This window comes from Dietzia sp. UBA5065, assembly GCA_002415925.1.
GTDB lineage: Bacteria > Actinomycetota > Actinomycetes > Mycobacteriales > Mycobacteriaceae > Dietzia.
Map to the genome: position 1 here is coordinate 16,620 of DIAZ01000141.1, position 431 is coordinate 17,050.

A 431-nucleotide genomic window follows, 5' to 3' on the forward strand; every position below is an offset into this window, starting at 1 on the left:
GTCTGAGGCTCGTCCCGTGTCAGCGGTCGTCCGTCCCGAGCATGCGCTCGCGCAGGGTGTCGTAGATCGGGGGAGCCCCACACAACTGGGCCACGATCACGGCGGTCGCTCCGGCGGCGAACATGGCGACGGCGACGGAGGTCGTGGCCGTCATCTCCATGACCAGCACGGCCCCCGTCAGCGGGGCCCGCACGACCGAGGTGAACAGGGTGGCCATCCCCACCAACATGAGCGCGGGCAGCAGCTGGGTGCCCATCCCGGGCCGGATCCAGTCCAGGGCCTGCGAGAAGACCACCCCGCTGAGGGCGCCGAGCGCGAGCATCGGGGCGAACAGGCCGCCGGGGGTGTTGGCCGCGTACGACAGCGGGCCCGTGACGAACCTGACCACCAGGATCAGGACGACGGCGAGGAAGGTCAACTGCTGGCCGGTG

At 71.0% G+C, this 431-nt stretch carries 1 protein-coding gene; it reads right to left on the reverse strand.

Annotation, left to right across the window (positions count from 1 at the left end; genetic code table 11):
- Positions 1 to 19 precede the first annotated feature (19 nt).
- Positions 20 to 431: chloride channel protein (locus B4M60_RS11425; RefSeq protein ID WP_291083878.1), on the reverse strand; the 412-nt coding region annotated here is incomplete at its 5' end.